The 18,863-nt window shown below is 62.2% G+C and carries 17 protein-coding genes; 11 read left to right on the top strand and 6 right to left on the bottom strand.

The features are described 5' to 3' along the window. Positions 1-32: 32 nt before the first annotated feature. Positions 33-974, top strand: a complete 942-nt coding sequence (locus AC6GQJ_RS01595) for a radical SAM protein (protein ID WP_500771107.1) — start codon at positions 33-35, stop codon at positions 972-974. A 79-nt stretch (positions 975-1,053) separates the two neighbouring features. Here the strand turns inward: AC6GQJ_RS01595 and AC6GQJ_RS01590 are convergent, their stop codons facing one another. Then, positions 1,054-1,326 (bottom strand): usg protein, encoded by a 273-nt coding sequence (locus tag AC6GQJ_RS01590; protein ID WP_500771105.1) that lies wholly within the window; start codon positions 1,324-1,326, stop codon positions 1,054-1,056. A gap of 189 nt (positions 1,327-1,515) precedes the next feature. On the opposite strand from AC6GQJ_RS01590, the gene gyrA reads away from it, so the two are divergent. Continuing rightward, positions 1,516-4,257 (top strand): DNA gyrase subunit A, encoded by a 2,742-nt coding sequence (gyrA, locus tag AC6GQJ_RS01585; protein WP_500771103.1) that lies wholly within the window; start codon positions 1,516-1,518, stop codon positions 4,255-4,257. A gap of 160 nt (positions 4,258-4,417) precedes the next feature. Here gyrA and AC6GQJ_RS01580 read toward each other — a convergent pair whose 3' ends face one another. The 3 genes from AC6GQJ_RS01580 to AC6GQJ_RS01570 all read right to left on the bottom strand — a co-directional run bounded on the left by AC6GQJ_RS01580 (position 4,418) and on the right by AC6GQJ_RS01570 (position 7,829). Continuing rightward, a complete protein-coding gene (locus tag AC6GQJ_RS01580; RefSeq protein ID WP_500771101.1) occupies positions 4,418-5,893 on the bottom strand; it encodes a carboxypeptidase M32 in 1,476 nt (491 codons plus the stop codon). A 6-nt stretch (positions 5,894-5,899) separates the two neighbouring features. Further along, positions 5,900-7,039, bottom strand: a complete 1,140-nt coding sequence (gene ctaA / locus AC6GQJ_RS01575; protein ID WP_500771099.1) for a heme A synthase — start codon at positions 7,037-7,039, stop codon at positions 5,900-5,902. 61 nt (positions 7,040-7,100) lie between these two features. Continuing rightward, positions 7,101-7,829: an RNA methyltransferase gene (locus AC6GQJ_RS01570; RefSeq protein ID WP_500771097.1), complete on the bottom strand. Its 729-nt coding sequence runs from the start codon at positions 7,827-7,829 to the stop codon at positions 7,101-7,103. A 133-nt stretch (positions 7,830-7,962) separates the two neighbouring features. On the opposite strand from AC6GQJ_RS01570, the gene AC6GQJ_RS01565 reads away from it, so the two are divergent. Next, entirely contained in the window at positions 7,963-8,577 is a 615-nt protein-coding gene (locus tag AC6GQJ_RS01565) for a thiamine phosphate synthase (protein ID WP_500771095.1), read from the top strand. Positions 8,578-8,633: 56 nt separating this feature from the next. On the opposite strand, the gene AC6GQJ_RS01560 is transcribed toward AC6GQJ_RS01565, so the two are convergent. After that, positions 8,634-9,827, bottom strand: coding sequence for a HupE/UreJ family protein (locus AC6GQJ_RS01560; RefSeq protein WP_500771093.1), 1,194 nt, complete (start codon positions 9,825-9,827; stop codon positions 8,634-8,636). Between AC6GQJ_RS01560 and AC6GQJ_RS01555 the strand changes: the two genes are divergently transcribed. The 6 genes from AC6GQJ_RS01555 (at position 9,826) to AC6GQJ_RS01530 (ending at position 15,983) form a co-directional block, all read left to right on the top strand. After that, positions 9,826-10,635 carry a DUF4198 domain-containing protein gene (locus tag AC6GQJ_RS01555; RefSeq protein ID WP_500771091.1) on the top strand — a complete coding sequence of 270 codons (810 nt, stop codon included), beginning with the start codon at positions 9,826-9,828 and terminating at the stop codon, positions 10,633-10,635. The genes AC6GQJ_RS01560 and AC6GQJ_RS01555 overlap by 2 nt on opposite strands. A 39-nt stretch (positions 10,636-10,674) precedes the next feature. Then, complete coding sequence (locus AC6GQJ_RS01550; protein WP_500771089.1) at positions 10,675-11,568, top strand: PfkB family carbohydrate kinase; 894 nt, start codon at positions 10,675-10,677, stop codon at positions 11,566-11,568. After that, positions 11,565-12,485 (top strand): pseudouridine-5'-phosphate glycosidase, encoded by a 921-nt coding sequence (locus tag AC6GQJ_RS01545; RefSeq protein WP_500771087.1) that lies wholly within the window; start codon positions 11,565-11,567, stop codon positions 12,483-12,485. The genes AC6GQJ_RS01550 and AC6GQJ_RS01545 overlap by 4 nt, the downstream gene beginning before the upstream one ends. 84 nt (positions 12,486-12,569) lie before the next feature. Continuing rightward, complete coding sequence (locus AC6GQJ_RS01540) at positions 12,570-13,325, top strand: DUF502 domain-containing protein (RefSeq protein WP_500771085.1); 756 nt, start codon at positions 12,570-12,572, stop codon at positions 13,323-13,325. A gap of 293 nt (positions 13,326-13,618) precedes the next feature. Continuing rightward, a complete protein-coding gene (locus tag AC6GQJ_RS01535) occupies positions 13,619-15,448 on the top strand; it encodes an extracellular solute-binding protein (protein ID WP_500771083.1) in 1,830 nt (609 codons plus the stop codon). Between the two features lie 316 nt (positions 15,449-15,764). Continuing rightward, positions 15,765-15,983, top strand: coding sequence for a hypothetical protein (locus AC6GQJ_RS01530; RefSeq protein WP_500771081.1), 219 nt, complete (start codon positions 15,765-15,767; stop codon positions 15,981-15,983). Between the two features lie 10 nt (positions 15,984-15,993). Here AC6GQJ_RS01530 and AC6GQJ_RS01525 read toward each other — a convergent pair whose 3' ends face one another. Next, entirely contained in the window at positions 15,994-16,617 is a 624-nt protein-coding gene (locus AC6GQJ_RS01525) for a helix-turn-helix domain-containing protein (RefSeq protein WP_500771079.1), read from the bottom strand. Positions 16,618-16,681: 64 nt separating this feature from the next. Here AC6GQJ_RS01525 and AC6GQJ_RS01520 point away from each other — a divergent pair, with 64 nt between their 5' ends. Both AC6GQJ_RS01520 and AC6GQJ_RS01515 read left to right on the top strand, forming a co-directional pair. After that, positions 16,682-18,211, top strand: coding sequence for a class I adenylate-forming enzyme family protein (locus AC6GQJ_RS01520; protein ID WP_500771077.1), 1,530 nt, complete (start codon positions 16,682-16,684; stop codon positions 18,209-18,211). Next, complete coding sequence (locus AC6GQJ_RS01515; protein ID WP_500771075.1) at positions 18,208-18,852, top strand: DsbA family oxidoreductase; 645 nt, start codon at positions 18,208-18,210, stop codon at positions 18,850-18,852. Before AC6GQJ_RS01520 ends, AC6GQJ_RS01515 begins: the two co-directional genes overlap by 4 nt. Positions 18,853-18,863 lie beyond the last annotated feature (11 nt).

The following is an 18,863-nucleotide window of genomic DNA, read 5'->3' as shown; positions in this document are numbered from 1 at the left end:
CTCAAGTTTCACGATAATTCGGATGTGCCGCGATGAAAGACCTAGCCAATATCGGAAAATTCCAAGACCCCGATGTGACGGCCAAGGGTGAAGCGCGGGCCAAAGTGGCGCTGAGCAAGCCCGAAACCCTGTGGTTCAACACCGGCACCCTGTGCAACATCACCTGCACCAACTGCTATATCGAAAGCTCGCCCACCAACGACGCGCTGGTCTATCTGACCGCGGACGAGGTGAGCGATTACCTTGACCAGCTGGAAGCGCGCACATGGAACGTGCGTGAAATCGCGTTCACGGGCGGCGAGCCGTTCATGAACCCCGCGTGCCTTGAGATGCTGGAACGCAGCCTTGCGCGCGGATATGACGTGCTGGTCCTGACCAACGCGATGGCCCCGATGATGCGGCCCAAGATCAAGGTCGGCATTGCCGATCTGGTCGCGCGCTATGGCGACAAGCTGACCTTCCGCGTAAGCCTGGACCACCACGCCGCCGCCGTGCACGACGCCGAGCGCGGCACCGGCGCATTCGAGAAGACCATGCGCGGGATGGCATTCCTTGCCTCGGTCGCGGCGCGGATGGCCGTGGCAGGACGAATCGAAATGGCCGAGAGCGAGGCCGAAGCGCGCGCGGGCTATGCCGCCCTGTTTGCGCGCCATGGCTGGGACATCGACGCGCAGGATCCGTCCATGACCGTGCTGTTTCCAGAGATGGACGAAAACGTAGAAGTTCCTGAAATTACAACGCAATGCTGGTCGATCCTCAACAAACATCCCGAGGCGGTAATGTGCGCCTCGTCGCGGATGGTGGTGAAGCGTAAGGGGGCCGAGGCCCCTGCGGTGCTGGCCTGCACCTTGCTGCCCTATGATCCGCAGTTCGAACTGGGCGGGACGCTGGCCGAGGCCGAGGCGGAAGTATCGTTGAACCACCCCCATTGCGCCAAGTTCTGTGTACTTGGCGGCGCGTCCTGTTCTGCGTGATTGGTGGTTGAGGGGGCTCTGCCCCCGGCTGCGCCTCCCCCGGGATTTTTTTGAACAGAGAAGGATGGACCGCGCGCGATCAGTGCAGGGTGAATTCGCCCGTCACATTGCGCCATTCCCCGGATGAGAGCATTTTGCGGTGCGAAAAGCGCACGGAATGCAGCGGGCCCTCAATCTCGGCCTTCCAGAAGTCGATAAATTCGAACAGCTTGGGGTGATCGGGGGCAAGGTCGTAATCCTGCCAGATAAACGTGTTCAACACATGGGTGTAATCGGGCATCCGGTAGAAGAATTCCGCCGTGGTCAGCCCGTAGCCTTTCAGCATCAGTTCGGTCTCGCTACGCTCCGTCATTTTGCGCCTCTTTTGCTGCTTTTTCCCTATCTGACCCCGACAAAGATTAATAATCAACAAAAACAATTAATTAGCACCGATCATCCGCGGCTGCTAACAGCGGGTGCGGTCAGGCGTTGCACCTTATCTGCGGTTTCTGATAGGGTTCATCGCAACATATAGACCGACGCAAAGAACGGGCAGATCAACGTGAACGACACGCCGCAACCACCTGAAAATGATGATGAAATGACGCCAGAGCGGCCCGCATATGACGGACCGTCGGTTTCCATCGAACATGAAATGCGCACGTCCTATCTGGATTATGCGATGTCCGTCATTGTCAGCCGCGCCATTCCCGATCTGCGCGACGGGCTGAAACCTGTGCACCGGCGCATCCTTTATGCGATGCACGAAACCGGCAACACGCATGACAAATCCTACCGTAAATCGGCCCGCCCTGTGGGCGACGTGATGGGTAAATACCACCCCCACGGTGACAGCGCGATCTATGACGCGCTGGTGCGGATGGCGCAGGATTTTTCGATGTCGCTGCCTTTGCTGGACGGTCAGGGCAACTTTGGCTCGATGGACGGCGATAACGCGGCGGCCATGCGTTATACAGAAGTGCGCATGGACAAGCCTGCGGCCTTTATGCTGGCCGATATCGACAAGGAAACCGTCGATTTTCAGGACAACTATGACGGCAAGGACCGTGAACCGACGGTTCTGCCTGCGCGCTTTCCCAACATGCTGGTCAATGGCGCGGGTGGTATTGCGGTCGGTATGGCCACCAACATCCCGCCACACAACCTTGGCGAAGTCGTCGATGCCTGCCTTGCGTTGATCGAGGATCCGGACCTGACGTCGGAGCAGTTGATCGAATATGTGCCGGGCCCCGACTTCCCCACAGGCGGCATTATGCTGGGCCGCACCGGCGCGCGCAAAGCCTACCTTGAGGGGCGCGGCAGCGTCATTATCCGCTCCAAGACCCGCGTCGAGGAGGTGAGGAAAGACCGTTATGCCATTGTTATTGATGAGATTCCCTATCAGGTAAACAAGGCCACGATGATTGAGCGTATTGCGGAAGCCGCACGCGACAAGAAGATCGAAGGCATCGCCCACGTGCAGGACGAATCCGACCGCAACGGTGTGCGCGTGGTGGTCGAGCTCAAGCGTGACGCCACTGCCGAGGTGGTGCTGAACCAGCTATTCCGCTTTACCCCGATGCAGGTCTATTTCGGCTGCAACATGCTGGCGCTGAACGGTGGCCGGCCCGAGCAGTTGACCCTGCGCCGGTTCCTTACTTCTTTCATCGACTTCCGTGAGGATGTCGTGGCACGCCGCACCGCGTTCGAGTTGCGCAAGGCGCGCGAACGCAGCCACATCCTGTGCGGTCTGGCCGTTGCTGTCACCAATATCGACGAGGTGGTTGCCACGATCCGTCAGTCCGCCGATGCCGCCGAGGCGCGGTTCAAGCTGATGGAGCGCCGCTGGCCCGCCCGCGACATTCTGCAATATATCGCGCTGATCGACGATCCGACCCATACGGCCAATGACGACGGCACCTATAACCTGTCCGAAACCCAAGCCCGCGCCATTCTGGAACTGCGCTTGCAGCGCCTGACCCAGATCGGGGTCAAGGAAGTCACGGACGAGTTGGAAGAACTGGCAGGCAAGATCAAGGAATACCTCGAAATCCTTGGCTCCCGCGAGCGGATCATGGGCATCATCGCCAGTGAACTCGCCGAAACCAAAGAGCTTTTCGCCGTGCCCCGTCGCACCGAGATCGTCGACTGGTCCGGCGACATGGAAGACGAGGACCTGATCGAGCGTGAGGACATGGTCGTGACCGTGACCTCCGGCGGCTATATCAAACGCACCCCGCTGGCCGATTTCCGCAGCCAGAAGCGCGGCGGCAAAGGCGTGTCCGGCATGGCCACCAAGGAAGAGGATGTGATCACCACCCTCTTCGTGGCCAACACCCACACGCAACTGCTGTTCTTCACCACCGATGGCATGGTCTACAAGCTCAAGACATGGCGACTGCCGCAAGGGGGCCGCACGTCCAAGGGCAAGGCGATTGTGAACATCCTGCCGATCCCGACCGGCGTGTCCGTGGCGGCAATCATGCCGGTCGACCGCGCCGAGGACGAATGGGACGATCTGCAAGTCGTTTTTGCCACCTCTGCCGGTACCGTGCGGCGCAACAAGCTGTCGGATTTCACCAACGTCATGCGCAACGGCAAGATCGCGATGAAGTTCGAGGACGACCACGCCGACACGACACTGATCAACGCGCGCATCGCCTCCAACGATGACGATGTGATGCTGGTCACCAATTCGGGCCGCGCGATCCGCTTCCCTGCCACCGATGTACGCGTGTTCAACTCGCGCAACTCTGTCGGGGTGCGCGGCATCAAGCTGTCGGGCTCGGACAAGGTCGTGTCCATGTCGATCATCCGCCACTTCGATGCGACCAGCGACGAACGCTCTGCCTATCTGAAAATGCGCCGTGCGGTTGCGGGCCTTGCAGATGATGTGGACGCCTCCGATGACGAGGAAGCGAACGCAAACGCCACCATCGATCAGGCACGCTATGCCGAAATGTCCGCGGCCGAGAACCTGATCCTCACGATCACGTCCAAAGGGTCGGGCAAACTGTCCTCCAGCCACGACTACCCCGTGCGCGGGCGTGGCGGCTTGGGCGTGACGGCGATGGACAAGGCCATGCGCGGCGGCGATATCGTGGCCTCCTTCCCTGTGGAAATGGACGACCAGATCATGCTCGCGACCTCCAAAGGCCAGTCAATCCGCGTCCCCGTGGACGGGATCAGCTTCCGCTCGCGCAGCGCTGGCGGGGTCAAGGTCTTTACCACCGGCAAGTCCGAGGAAGTCGTCAGCGTCGCATGGATCGCCGACCAGTCCGAGGCGGAGAGCGAAGAAGAATAAACCCTTCTTTTCGTCAAAAATACTCCCCCCGGAGGGTCCGACATTCCAACCGGCACTGGTGCCTGCCAACCAAGCAGCACCAGACCAACCCAAAACCAAAAAGCGCGCCCCGATCAGGGCGCGCTTTTTCACATCACAAACCGTCTTTTCAGGTCACAGCCTACAGATCGTAAATCGCCCCGAACTTGGCGCGCAGATAGGACAACAGCGGCGCAGGCCCCGCCTCTTGCCCGCTGGCACGTGCAATCACCTCGCGCGGTTCATAAAGCCCGCCATGCTGCTGCAGGTTCTCTTTCAACCAGCCCGTCGCTGCCGATGTGTCGCCCTGTGCAAGCTGGTCGTCCAGATCCGGCACGGCCGCACGCAACGCTTCGTACAGACATCCGGCATAGACGTTGCCCAGACTATAGGTCGGGAAATAGCCGAACAGCCCGACTGACCAATGCACATCCTGCAAGACCCCGTGCGACGGCTTGTCCACCGCATAGCCGAAATCGGCTGCAAACCGGTCGTTCCACGCTGCTTCAAGGTCCGCCACAGCCAGATCGCCCGACATCAGCGCACGTTCCAGATCAAAGCGCAGCAGCACATGCAGGTTATACTGCACCTCGTCCGCCTCGGTCCGGATATAGCCGTTCGAAACGCGGTTCACGGCGGCAAAGAACGCATCCTCATCCGCAATACCGAAATCCCCGAACGCATCGCGCATCTGTCCGAACAGCCAGCCGGTATAGGCGCGGCTACGGCCCAACTGGTTCTCGTAGATGCGGCTCTGGCTTTCATGCACGCCCATGGACACGCCGCGCCCCAGCGGCGTCAGCAGATAGGCGCGGTCGATATTCTGCTCGTAACAGGCATGGCCCACCTCGTGGATGGTCGAGTAAAAGCAGTTGAACGGATCAACGGGATTGGTCCGCGTGGTGATCCGCACATCAAGGCCAGAGCCCGACGAGAACGGGTGCACTGCCTTGTCGATCCGCCCATGCGCGGTGTCATAGCCAAAGCTGCGCGCAAGCGTCTCGCTCAGCTTCAACTGTGCCGCTTCGTCAAATGTGCCGGTCACGTCTGCGGGGCTTGGTTTGTCCAGAATGGCGGCGCGCAACTCTGTCAGCGCGGGGCGCAAGGCACCGAACATCGCCTCAAGATCCTGCGCAGTGGTGCCAGGTTCGTAATCGGCCAGCATCGCGTCATAGACATCGCCACCATCGGCCAGTGCCGCGCCCTCTTCGCGCTTCAGCGCAATGACCTCGGCCAGCACCGGCGCAAAAGCGGCATAGTCATCCGCCGCGCGCGCCTCGGCCCATTTGCCCTGCGCGCTGGAGGTCAGCCGCGCAATGGCCGTGGCCAGTTCGGCGGGCACTTTGCTCGCGCGTTCATAGCTGCGGGTGATCTCGCGGATATGCGCCTGCCCGACGTGGTCCAGCGCCTTTGCGTCCACCTCAGCCAGCCACGCGCCCACGCGCGGATCGGTCCGGCGGGCATGTAGCACCGCCTCCATCGCGGCCATTTCCTCGGCCCGCTGGTCGGCAGCGCCACGCGGCATCACCGTTTCCTGATCCCAGCCCAAGCGTCCCGCCACCTGCCCGAGGGCCTGTGTGTCATGCTCGAACGCCATCAATTCATCATAGGCTGCCATGCGCCATTATCCCCGTATTGAAGTTGCCAGCGGATAGCCCGCCAGAAAACGGGCGCGCAGGATCAAGGCCCACAGCACAACCGCCAAGAACTGGTGCAGGATCGCCACCTGCCATGGTGCCCCATACAGCACCGTCACGACGCCCAGCACGATCTGCAGCGCCATCGCGGCCATCACCGCGTTGAACGCGAACCGCGTGTTGGGATGCGCCGATTTGCGCCCGCGCAGCCAGACCACCACCGCGAATGCGGCCAGAAGATAGCCCGACACGCGGTGCACGAATTGCACTAGGCCCGGACTTTCGAACAGGTTGCGCCACCACGGCTCAAGCATAAAGGCCGAGGCCGGCAACACCTGCCCGCCCATCAGCGGCCAATCGGTATAGCTGCGCCCCGCATCAATCCCTGCCACCAGCGCGCCCAGAAGGATTTGCAGAAAGGCAAAATGCATCAGCCCCGTGGACATCGAAAACAGCTTAGCCTCGCGCGCACGCCGCGCCTGCATCAGATCCCGCGCATCGCGCCCCATGTGATAGATGAACCATGCAATGAACCCGAGGATGACAAAGGCCAGCCCCAGATGCGTCGCCAAGCGGTAGCTGGCCACATCCACCATGCCCTCGCCACTGGTCACGCCGCTGGACACCATCCACCAGCCGATCGCCCCCTGAAGGCCACCCAACGCGCCAATCCCCAGCAAGGGCAGCGTCCAGCCTGTCGGGATCTGGCGGCGCAGCAGGAACCAGAAAAAGCCGATCGCCCAGACAAGGCCGACCACGCGGCCCAACTGCCTGTGGCCCCATTCCCACCAGTAGATCACCTTGAAATCCGACAATTCCATCCAGCTGTTCTGGATGCGGAATTCGTCGATGGCCTGATATTTGGCAAACTCGGAGGCCCAGTCCGCTGCATTCAACGGCGGGATCGCCCCCGTAAAGGGCCGCCATTCGGTGATCGACAGGCCGCTGTCGGTCAAACGGGTCAACCCGCCCACCGCGATCATCGCTACGACCAGTACAAACAGCATCCACAACCAGACGCGGATCGCGCCCCGCGCGCCACCCCGTCCCTTGTCGATCACGCCTGTCTCGATCACCTGCTTCTCTGCGGTGCCGACCTCTTCGAAAATGCTGCGGTTTTTCGCCATTCCAGCCTCATCCTGTAAGTTCACTGCGCAAGGTAGGGGCGCGCCCCGCCCGCGTCCAGCGTCAGCCGCGTGTTGCCCAGCGGACCATCTGACGCAGCATGCCGTGCAGGGTCTGCACATCGGCGCGGGTCAGCGGCATCCGGCTCCACATATTGCGCAGGTTGATCTTCATGCTCGCCGCCTTGTGCTCGGGAAAAAAGAACCCCGCCGCATCCAGACGTTCTTCAAAATGGCGGGCCAGATGCTCCACCTCGTCGCCCGTGGCCCAGTCGGTGCCCGCCATCTCGGTGCTGCGTGCTGTCACATCACCGGCGGCGCGCATCCACTCATACCCCACCAGCAATACACATTGCGCAAGGTTCAGCGACGGAAACTCGGGGTTCACAGGGACCGAGATCAGCGCATTGGCCTGCGCGATATCCTCGTTTTCCAGCCCTGCACGTTCGGGGCCGAACATCACCGCCACATGCTGGCCCGCACCGATCCGCGCCGCCGCATCACGCATCGCCTCTTCGGGGCTCAGCACCTCCTTGGTCAGATCACGCTGGCGCGCGGTGGTCGCATAGACATAGGTACAGTCTCCCAAGGCCCCCGCCAGATCGTCGTGCACGCTGGCCCCGTCCAGCACACGCCCTGCCCCGCTGGCCATCGCCACAGCCGCCGGATTGGGCCAGCCGTCGCGCGGATGCACAATCCGCATCCGGTCCACGCCAAAATTCAGCATCGCACGGGCCGCAGCCCCGATATTCTCGCCCATCTGGGGGCGCGTCAGCACAAAAGTAGGTGTCATAGGCGCATCTACCCCGTCACGGGCAAAAACCACAATCCCCTCATTGTTCTTCAAATATGCGCGCCGCAGGCATAAAAGTTTTCAATCCCCCGCCAATCCGCTAGAGAACGGCCAAAGCAAAAGGACGACCATGATGAGCGAACCCGAGCAGCCGCAACTTTACCTCCTCACGCCGCCCGTGATCGAGATGTCGACATTCCCCGACCGTCTCGCACAGGTGCTGGATGCCCATGACATCGCCTGCATCCGTCTGGCGCTGGCCACCCATGACGAGGACCGCATCGCGCGTGCCGCCGATGCCTGCCGCGCCGTGGCCCATGCCCGCGACGTGGCCTTTGTGGTGGCTGACCACACGGCCCTTGCCGAACGTCTGGGACTGGACGGCGTGCACCTGTCCAGCGCCAAGGCCTCCGTGCGCGATGCGCGCAAGGCGCTCGGGGCGGATGCGATTGTCGGCAGTTTCTGCGGTACATCGCGCCACGATGGCCTGTCCGCGGGCGAAGCGGGCGCTGATTACATCGCCTTTGGCCCCGTCAAAGCGGTTGCGGATGCCGACGGCGCAGAGGACGACCTGTTCCAGTGGTGGTCGGACGTGGTCGAAGTCCCTGTCGTTGCCGAAGGCGGGCTGAGTGTCGAGGCCATCGAACGCCTTGCCCCCGTCACCGACTTCTTTGGCATCGGCGAAGAGATCTGGGATCACGACGACCCTGTCGCTGCCCTTGCCGCGCTGACAGCGCCCTTGCGCTGATCGCAAATCGCGTGCGCCGGTAGATCACGGGCGCACGCACTCAGACCAGCCTGCCCTTACAGCAATGTGCGTTCGATCACCCAGTAGACCGCGATTAGCGCGATGATCAGCGATCCGGTCATGGACCACGCGCGGAACATCACCGGATATTCCGCCACCATCTCCTCGACCCCGTTCAGCCGCGCCATGCGCGCAGCATAACACCCCAGCCACAGCAGCGCCGCCGCCATGGCGATCACCGCCAGTTGGCCCAGCTCGACACCGACGTTGAAACCGATCAGCGCGGGGATGAACTGCCCCTCGGGCAGACCGAATTCACCCAGCACCGATGCAAAGCCCAGCCCGTGCAACAGGCCAAAGCCGAACACTACCACGGGCCGCCAGCGCGTCAGCCCGCGGGCAAAGATGTTCTCGACCGCGACATAGACGATCGAGGCCGCGATCAACGGCTCCACAATCGCCGCAGGTACTGTCACCAGCCCAAGCGCGCCAAGCGACAGTGTCACCGTATGCGCCAGTGTAAAGGCCGAGACCTGCCACAAAAGCGGCCCCAGTTGTGTGGATAGAAAGAACAGGCCCAGCACGAACAAGATGTGATCCAGCCCTTTTGGCAGGATGTGATCAAAGCCGACCGGAATATAGGCCCCGAACGCCTGCCAACCGCCGACCGCATTGCCCCCTGTCAGCGCGATCTCGCCCGAGTTTTCGCCGCCCGCGATCAGGCCGGTGAACGGCTCCTCCACCCCTTGCTGGCGCAGGACAAAATCGCCCGCCCCATCGGGCCAAGCCAGTGTGATCGACTGCGCCCCGTCCGGCAGCGCGCCCGACAGCACCAGATCGGAAATGCGCGGCAATTCGCCATCCGCCACGTCCGGCACGGTCACGTCGTCCAGCGCCAGCGCAACCGGCGCCCCGTCGGCGCGCAGCAGGCCCGCCGCGTTCCACTGCGCCACCAGATCCTGCGCCCTTGCCGCGATCTCGTCATTGGACAAGGCACGCAGGCTGTCATAGTTCCCAGCGTTTTCAGCGGCATCCGTGTCTGCCACGGTATCAAGGTCGATCCCCGAAAGCTGCGCCTCGATGTTCACGCGCATCTCGATTAGGGCGGTATCGTCGCGCACCGTGAGGTCCGCAATCGTCGGCACAACCTCATGCGCGCTGGCCATTGTCGCACTCATCAACAGCCACAGGCTTGACATCACCAGCCAATGCCGCAGCTTCACACGTAACTCAAACAAGGTTCTGACCATGACATTTTCCCGCCTTCTGTTGACTGCTTGGTGCGTTATCTTTGCAAGTGTTGCAACTGCCCATGAATTCTGGATCGAAGCGGAGACATATCAAGTGCCCCCCAGCGGGCGCATCGTGGCGGACCTGAAGAACGGGCAGAATTTCGAAGGCACTTCGCTGGCCTTCTTTCCGCGAAACTTCACACGTTTCGACGTGATCCAAGGCGACACGCTGCGCCCTGTCGAGGGCCGCTTGGGCGATCGCCCCGCATTGGCCGTGCCTGCGCCGGTGGGCGGTCTGGTGGGGATCGTGCATGAAACCACGCCGTCCTTTGTTACCTATTCCGAATGGGAAAAATTCGTCGCCTTTGCCGAGCACAAGAATTTCCCCGACATTAAGGCCCGCCATGAGGCCAACGGCTTTCCCCCCGCCCCGTTCAAGGAACGCTATACCCGCCACGCCAAGGCGCTGGTTGCGGTGGGCGAAGGGCTGGGCGCGGATCGCGCTGTGGGCATGAAGACGGAATTTGTCGCCCTCACCAACCCCTATGATCCGGCCTTTGACGGCATGATGCGTGTGCAGGTGCTGCTGGATGGCGCGCCACGGGCCGACGCGCAGGTCGAGGTGTTCGAAGAGGTACGCGAAGGCGAGGTGGCCGTCACCCTGCACCGCACAGATGCCGATGGCATCGCGGAAATCCCCGTCAAAAACGGTCACCACTACCTGTTCGACGCAGTCACCTTGCAACCCATTGCCCAAGGCGACAGCGATACGGCGGTCTGGGATACGTTCTGGGCGGCGCTGACCTTTGCGGTTCCCCAACGCTAGGCCTTGCCTCTGGCGCGTGGCGTCGGCAAGAAGGCGCATATGAACAAAACGCCTGACATCTTGTGTATTGGTTCGGTCCTTTGGGACGTAATCGGTCGTGCTGCCCTTGCCATGCGGCAGGGCTCGGACGTGCCGGGACGGATCACCCGCCTGCCGGGCGGGGTGGCGATGAATATCGCCATGACCTGCGCCCGTTTCGGCCTGACCCCCGCCCTGTTGACCGCCATCGGGCGCGATTCCGAAGGGGACGAGCTGATCGCGGCCTGTATCGCGCGCGGTATGATCACCGACACGGTGTACCGCTCGGACGACCTACCCACCGACCAGTATATGGCGGTCGAGGGCGCAAACGGCTTGATCGCGGCCATTGCCGATGCGCATTCACTGGAAAGCGCGGGCGCAAAAATCCTGCGCCCTCTGAAGGATGGCACGCTCGCCACGCCCGACGCCCCCTATCAGGGGCAGGTGGCGCTGGACGGGAACCTGACCTTCGAACTGCTGGACGAAATCGCGTCCTCGCCTCTGCTGGCGCAGGCCGATCTGCGCGTCGCCCCCGCTTCTCCGGGCAAGGCGCGGCGCTTGGGGCCGTTCCTGACGCACGGGCGCGGCACGCTGTATGTGAACCTTGAAGAGGCCGGATTGCTGTGCGGTGCGCGGTACGAGGATTCGGCCACCGCTGCCGAGGCGCTGATCGCGCGCGGTGCGGCCCGTGTGCTGGTCACCGATGGCGGCGCAAAAGCCAGCGAAGCAACCCGCGACAGCACCATCAGTGCCACGCCCCCGCAGGTTCTTGTGACCCGCGTCACCGGTGCAGGCGATACTTTCATGGCGGCCCATATTGCCGCCGAACTGCGCGGCCTGCCCCGCGAAACGGCCCTTGCCGATGCATTGCAGGCTGCTGCCACCTACGTTTCAGGACAAGGCCCAGAATGACCCTTTATACCCTCTCTCCGGCGGTGGAAGCCGCACGTGCCGCTGGCAAACCGATTGTGGCTCTGGAAAGCACGATCATCACCCATGGCATGCCTTATCCGCAGAACATCGAAGTGGCCCGCGCCGTTGAAGAGGACGTGCGCCAAGGCGGGGCCGAACCTGCGACCATGGCCGTGATCGAGGGCACGTTGCATGTGGGCCTGACCGACACACAGCTTGAGGCATTGGCGCAGACCAAGAACGTCGCCAAGCTGAGCCGTGCCGACATGGCCGCCTGCATGGCAACGGGTGGTACAGGTGCGACCACCGTGGCCGCCACCATGATCGCCGCCAATCTGGCCGGTATCAGCGTCTTTGCCACAGGCGGCATCGGCGGCGTGCACAAAGGGGCCGAAAGCAGCTTTGACATCTCGGCAGACCTGCTGGAATTGGCGCAAACCCCCGTGACTGTTGTGGCCGCTGGGGCCAAGGCGATCCTCGACATCGCCAAAACGCTTGAAGTGCTGGAAACCCAAGGCGTGCCCGTCATCGCCTATGGGCAGGACGATGTGCCTGCCTTCTGGTCGCGCAGCGCGGGCATCAAGGCACCTTTGCGCATGGACGACGCTGCCGACATCGCCGCCGCTCACGCCATGCGCGTGGCGATGGGCCTGCCCGGTGGTCAGCTGGTCGCCAACCCGATCCCAGAGGACGCCGAGATCGACCGCGACACCCTTGCCCCGATCATCGCGCAGGCAGCGCAGGATGCCGACACCCATGGCATCAGCGGTAAGGGGGTTACGCCCTATTTGCTGCAACGGATTTTCGAACTGACCGAGGGGCGCTCGCTGACGGCGAATATCGCGCTGGTGCGCAACAACGCACGTCTGGCCGCGGAAATTGCCACGCATTTGGGCAATCATCCTGCCAAAGCCTGACGCGTACAGCCAAAGCACGCCCCGCCCCATTGTAGTCGCAGGCGCGTTCACCTACTTCATCGTCATGCAACAGCCGGACACAGAATGAACACGCCCTTCGACCCAGAGAAACCGCGCCGCCCCGGACTGTTTTCACGGTTGCGTGCCTCGTTCCTGACGGGGCTTGTGGTGATCGCGCCGGTGGGTCTGACGATCTGGCTGATCTGGACGGTCATCGGGTGGATCGACGGCTTTGTCTGGCCACTGGTGCCGAATGTCTGGCAGCCGGAATCCATCGTGAATTTCTGGCTGGGCAATCCGCGCGCCGTGATCGAGGACGGGTTGCGCATTCCCAACCCCGACTGGATCAAGGTGAACGTGCGCGGCGTCGGCGTTATCGTCTTTTTGCTGTTCACCATCTTCATCGGCTGGATCGCCAAGGGCTATATCGGGCGCTCGCTGATCCGCTGGGCCGAAAGTCTGGTGGAACGCACCCCTGTCGTGCGGTCGATCTATTCCGGCATCAAACAGATTTCCGAAACCGTGTTCGCCCAGTCCGAGCGGTCCTTTGAAACGGCCTGTCTGATCGAATATCCGCGCAAGGGCATATGGGCCATCGGCTTCATCTCGACCTCGGCCAAGGGCGAGATCAGCGCGCGCGCCGGTGACGGCACCAGCCAGATGATGAGCATCTTTGTCCCGACCACGCCAAACCCGACCTCGGGCTTTTTGCTGTTCTTTCCCGCCGATGATGTGATCGAACTTGAGATGAGCGTCGAGGATGCCGCCAAGCTCGTGATCTCGGCCGGTCTGGTCTATCCCAACGGCAAAGACCCCACGGTGCCGCCACAGCCGCGCTAACCGCCGCCCCCTGTGCAATACGTTAACCGAAGTGCCCTGCGCCCCGTGCCGCAGGAAAAAACGCCCCTGCCTGCCTGTGCCCGTTCCACGAGCGTTCTGCCAAAAAAAAACGCCAGCACGAAGCTGGCGTTAAGTTATTGAGGCAGGTTTCATACAGGCAAGAAACCTATCGAGCAGTGACCTCTGTATACGCAATTGCGCCGACAGAGTCCAAGGTAAAAGTTTGATAATGCGGACAGCTTGGAGCCGCGCTATGCTTAATAAAACAAGGGTAATAAGGGATTGTTCACAAAATGGGGCGGGATTATTTCCACAAAACACGGGTCGGATTCGCTGCAATTTGCGCGATTCTCCTCGGCTTTGGCACAACCTCCGATAAAGCACTAGCAGAGCCAAGCCATGGCATAGCTATGTATGGCGAACCCCAGCTACCACCGGATTTTGTGGCCCTTCCCCATGCGAATCGGGATGCCCCCAAAGGCGGGGCGATCACACTGGCCGATACGGGCAGCTTCGATTCGCTGAACCCCTACATCCAGAAGGGTAACGTGCCGTGGCAGTTGCGTTTTCTGACCCATGAAAGCCTGATGGGCCGCAACCGGAACGAACCTTTTGCGCTCTACGGTGTGCTGGCCGAATCGATTGAGACATCCGACGACCGCTCGTGGGTGGAATTCACCTTGCGCCCCGAGGCGACGTTCTCTGATGGCAGCCCCGTCACGGTCGAGGACGTGATCTGGTCCTACGAAACGCTCGGCACCGAAGGGCATGGCCGCTATCGCAGCCTGTGGACCCAGATCGAAAAGCTGGAACAGACCGGCCCGCGGTCGGTGCGGTTCACCTTCAACACCGACAACCGCGAACTGGCCCTGTTGGCCGGTATGCGCCCGATCCTGCAAAAGGCACAGTGGGAGGGCAAGGATTTCGCCAATGCCGCGCTGGCCGACATTCCCATCGGCAGCGGCCCTTATGTGGTGTCCGATTACGAGGCGGCGCGCAGCGTCGTTCTGACGCGCAACCCCGACTACTGGGGGAAAGACCTGAATTTCATGCGCGGCACGTTCAACTTCGACCAAATCACCATCGACTTTTACGGCGACGGCGATGTGGTGTTCGAGGCGTTCAAATCCGGCGAAGTGTCCGCCGTGCGCGAGTTCAACGCGGAAAAATGGGCCTCGCAATACGACTTCCCCCGCGCCCAGTCGGGCGATGTGGTGAAATCCGAGATCAAACACCAGCAACCATCCGGCATCACCGGCTTTGTGATGAACACCCGCCGCGCGCCCTTTGACGACTGGCGTGTGCGCGAGGCGCTGATCACCGCGTTCAACTTCGAATATATCAACGACACGCTGACCGGCGGCGCGCAGCCGCGCATCACCTCCTATTTCTCGAACTCGCCCTTGGCGATGGAGGAAGGCCCCGCCAAAGGCGCCGTTGCCACTCTGCTGGCCCCGTTCAACGGCGACCTGCTGCCAGGGGTGATGGAAGGTTATACCCTGCCCACCAGCGACGGCACCTTGCGCAACCGTGCAGGCATGCGCCGCGCGCTAAAACTGCTGGAGGAAGCAGGCTGGACCATTCAGGACGGCAAGATGCGCGATGCGTCCGGCACACCGTTTTCCTTCGAAATCCTGCTGGACCAGCAGCGCAGCGAGGACCGCGCCATTGCCGATCTTTATACCCAGTCGCTGACCGCCTTGGGGATCGACGTGGCAACCGAACTGGTGGACGGCGCACAATATACCGCCCGCACCACCACCTTTGATTTCGACATGACCTATCACCGCCGCGCCATGTCGCTGAGCCCGGGGAATGAACAGAAGTTCTATTGGGGGTCCGAAGCGGCAGATATCGAAGGCACCCCGAACCTGATGGGCGCCAAGGATCCGGCGATTGATGCTATGATCACCGCCATGCTGACCGCCCGCACCGCCGAGGAAAGCCTTGCCGCCACCCGCGCCCTTGACCGCCTGCTGATCGCGGGGCGCTATGTGGTGCCGTTCTGGCAGTTCACCACAGGGCGCATCGCCCATGTGAAAGAGATGAGATACCCCGAGGTCATCCCGATCTATGGCGACGGGCCGGACTGGATGCCGCAATTCTGGTGGTACGAAGAGTAAGCGTCGCACCTGAAACACCGCGACGGGGCCGTGGACAGGCGGCCCCGTTGCGCAGATCGAAACAAAGGCCCGAACGGCTGCGTATTTGATCGTATGGCACTGAAATCCTTGGGATCACAAGCGGCCAGAAATCCACCAAACCACTGTTTTGCAACGGAAAATATCCACCCCTCCTACCCGTCCAGCAAAAAAGGTTGATCCGTCACGGATAGTTTATACTATGCCCACGGGGTGGAACAACGATGCCTACAGCCAGCGGTTGTATGCCAAACGTGTCCGGACGGGCGCGTCAGAAAAAGACCTGACGGGGGTATGTATGACTTGGAGTGACCTGACCCAGAACTGGGCGGCCAGCTATCGTGCGCTTTGTAAAGAATTCCCGAAACTCGAACCCAGTGCCATGCCGTTTCTGAAAGCCGATCAGGACCGGTTCGAAAACTACCTCGCCGCGACCCATGATATGACGTTGAAAGAGGCGCAGATTGCCTTTGACGCGTTCCTGAACCGGCAGGTCAAGGCGCGCCACACCGCCTGAGCTATCGCTGCTAAGTCAGCGACGTTACCCAGAGGATCAGCGCGTCTTCGTCGCTGACCGATACCACGTTATGACCCATGGTTGCGTCGTAATAGGCGCTGTCGCCGCGTCGCATGTCGATGGGTTCGTAAAATTCGGTGAACAGGCGGATCACGCCTGTAAGGACATACAGGAACTCCTCGCCATCATGGCGCACCCATCCGTCAAATTCATCCATCGACCGCGCCCGCACCCGTGCGCGATAGGGCAGCATCTGCTTTTTGGTCAGCGTATCGGCCAGCAATTCGTGCTCATATGTCACAGTGGCCTGCGCCGTGCCTTCGCCCGAGCGGGTCAGCGCCATGCGCCCGTTGATCTGGCCTTTTTCCGGCGGCGTGAACAGTTGCGGGACCGAGATTTCAAGCCCCACCGCCAGCTTCTTGAGCGCCTCGTAGGTGGGCGACATCTGGCCGTTCTCGATCTTTGACAGGGTCGAGCGTGCAAGCCCCGCCTGCCCTGCGGCCTGTTCCAGCGTCCAGTCGCGCGCCTTGCGCAACTCGCGCACGCGTGCCCCCAGATCAAGCGGTTCGGGCATATCCTCGACCCCCGTGGCACGGGCGATCTGGATCAGGGATTTGGGATCTTTTCCGGTCATTCCCGATCTATATGGCGCGGCAGGCAGGCTTGCAACGCCGCCGTGCGCGCCGTAGCCCTTAGCCATGCAAAGCGTGACGCATCCCGCCCCATGGCCACCCTGCCCTGCGCCGTTCAACATGGCCGCCTATGTGCTGCGCCATGCCGAGGCGCTGGCCGAAAAGGTGGCGTTGTCGGTGGTGTCGCCCGACGGGGCCGACACGATGACCTATGGCGCGCTGTTGCGCGCCGTGTGCGGCACCGGCGCGGGACTGCTGGCCGCGGGCTGCACCGCGGGTGACATCGTGTTGATGCGGCTCGGCAATACAGTCGATTTCCCGATTGCCTATCTGGGCGCGATTTCTGTGGGGCTGGTCCCTGTGCCGACTTCTGCCGCCCTGACCTCTGCCGAGGTGGGGCGCATCATTGCAGACCTCGCCCCCCGCGTAATCCTGCGCGATCCTGCCGTGGCCTCGGCGGGTGGCGCGCCGGAAATCGGGCTCGACCAGTTGCGCGCCCTGCGCAACACCCCGCACCAGCCGTGGCACGTGGGCGATCCAGAGCGGCTTGGCTATATCGTCTATACCTCTGGCACCTCGGGCGTGCCGCGCGCCGTGGCCCATGCCCACCGCGCAATCTGGGCACGGCAAATGATGCATGAAGGCTGGTACGGGCTGCGCAACACGGATGTGATCCTGCATGCGGGCGCGTTCAACTGGACCTACACGCTGGGCACCGGTCTGATGGATCCTTGGAGCGTCGGGGCAAGTGCCCTGATCCCGCAGGCTGGGACCACGCCACAGGAACTGGGCGGGCTGATGGCCACCCATGGGGCCACGATCTTTGCCGCCGCACCGGGGGTCTATCGCCAGATGCTGGCGCGCAGCACGCTGCCGCCCCTGCCCGCCTTGCGCCACGGCCTTAGCGCAGGGGAAAAGATGCCTGCCGCCACCCATCGCGCATGGTACGAGGCCACACAGCGCCCCGTGTTCGAGGCTTATGGCCTGTCGGAATGTTCGACCTTCATCTCCTCCAGCCCGACCGCGCCTTGCGCGCCTGACATGCTGGGCCGCGCACAGGCGGGGCGGCGGGTGGCGCTTATGGGGCCGGATGGCCCCGTGCCAATCGGCGAAGCGGGCGTTATCGCCGTCCACCGCAGCGATCCGGGCCTCATGCTCGGCTATTTGCACGAGCCCGATGAAACCGCGCAGAAGTTTCAGGGCGAATGGTTCCTGACCGGCGATATGGCACAGATGGATGCCGACGGTCAGATCACCTATCTGGGGCGCAACGACGACATGATGAACGCGGGCGGCTATCGTGTTTCCCCCATCGAGGTCGAGGCGGCGCTGTCCACCGCCCCCGGTATCACCGGCGTTGGTGCCGCGCAGGTCGAGGTGAAAGAGGGCGCGCATATTATCGCCGCCTTCTACACAAGTGAAACCGCACTGGACGAACAGGTGCTGCGCACCTATGTCGAACCGGTCCTTGCGCGCTATAAACAGCCGCGCGCCTACATCCGTATTGATCAGATGCCCATGGGGGCAAATGGCAAAATCCTGCGCCGTCGCCTGCCCGACCTCTGGCGCGCCCAAAACGAAAGCCTTGCGAAATGACCGACGCCATCAAGCTCGACATCATGTCCGATCCGATTTGCCCGTGGTGTTACATCGGCAAGGCCCATCTGGACCGCGCGCTGGCCGCGCATCCCGACCATCCGTTCCTGATCGAATGGCACCCGTTCCAGCTGAACCCCGATATGCCCGCCGAAGGCATGGATCGCCGCGCCTATCTTGAGGGCAAGTTCGGCGGCAAGGAAGGTGCGGTGCGCGCCTATGCGCCCGTGGTGGAACATGCCGAAAAGGCAGGGCTGAAGATCGACTTCGAAGGGATGAAGCGCACGCCCAATACGCTGGATGCGCACCGCCTGATCCACTGGGCAGGGATCGAAGGCAAGCAGACCGCCGCCGTTTCGTCCCTGTTCAAAGCCTACTTTGTCGAGGCCCGCGATATTGGCGATCACGAGGTGCTGGCCGACATCGCCGACGGGATCGAGATGGATGCCGCCGTGGTCCGCCGCCTGCTGGAATCCGATGCCGACCGCGACGATATTGCGGCCCGCGACGCGCACAGCCGCAAGATGGGCATCCAGTCGGTGCCCACATTTATCGTGGCAGGCAAACACGCCGTTCCGGGCGCACAGCCGCCCGAACTGTGGGCGAAGGTGATTGACGAATTACGCTCGGGCGTGGAATGACCCCGCGAATT

Source organism: Tateyamaria sp. 7Alg 36 (assembly GCF_059882455.1).
Note: the sequence above shows the minus strand (reverse complement) of the source record. Positions and strands in the feature narration are given on the sequence as shown.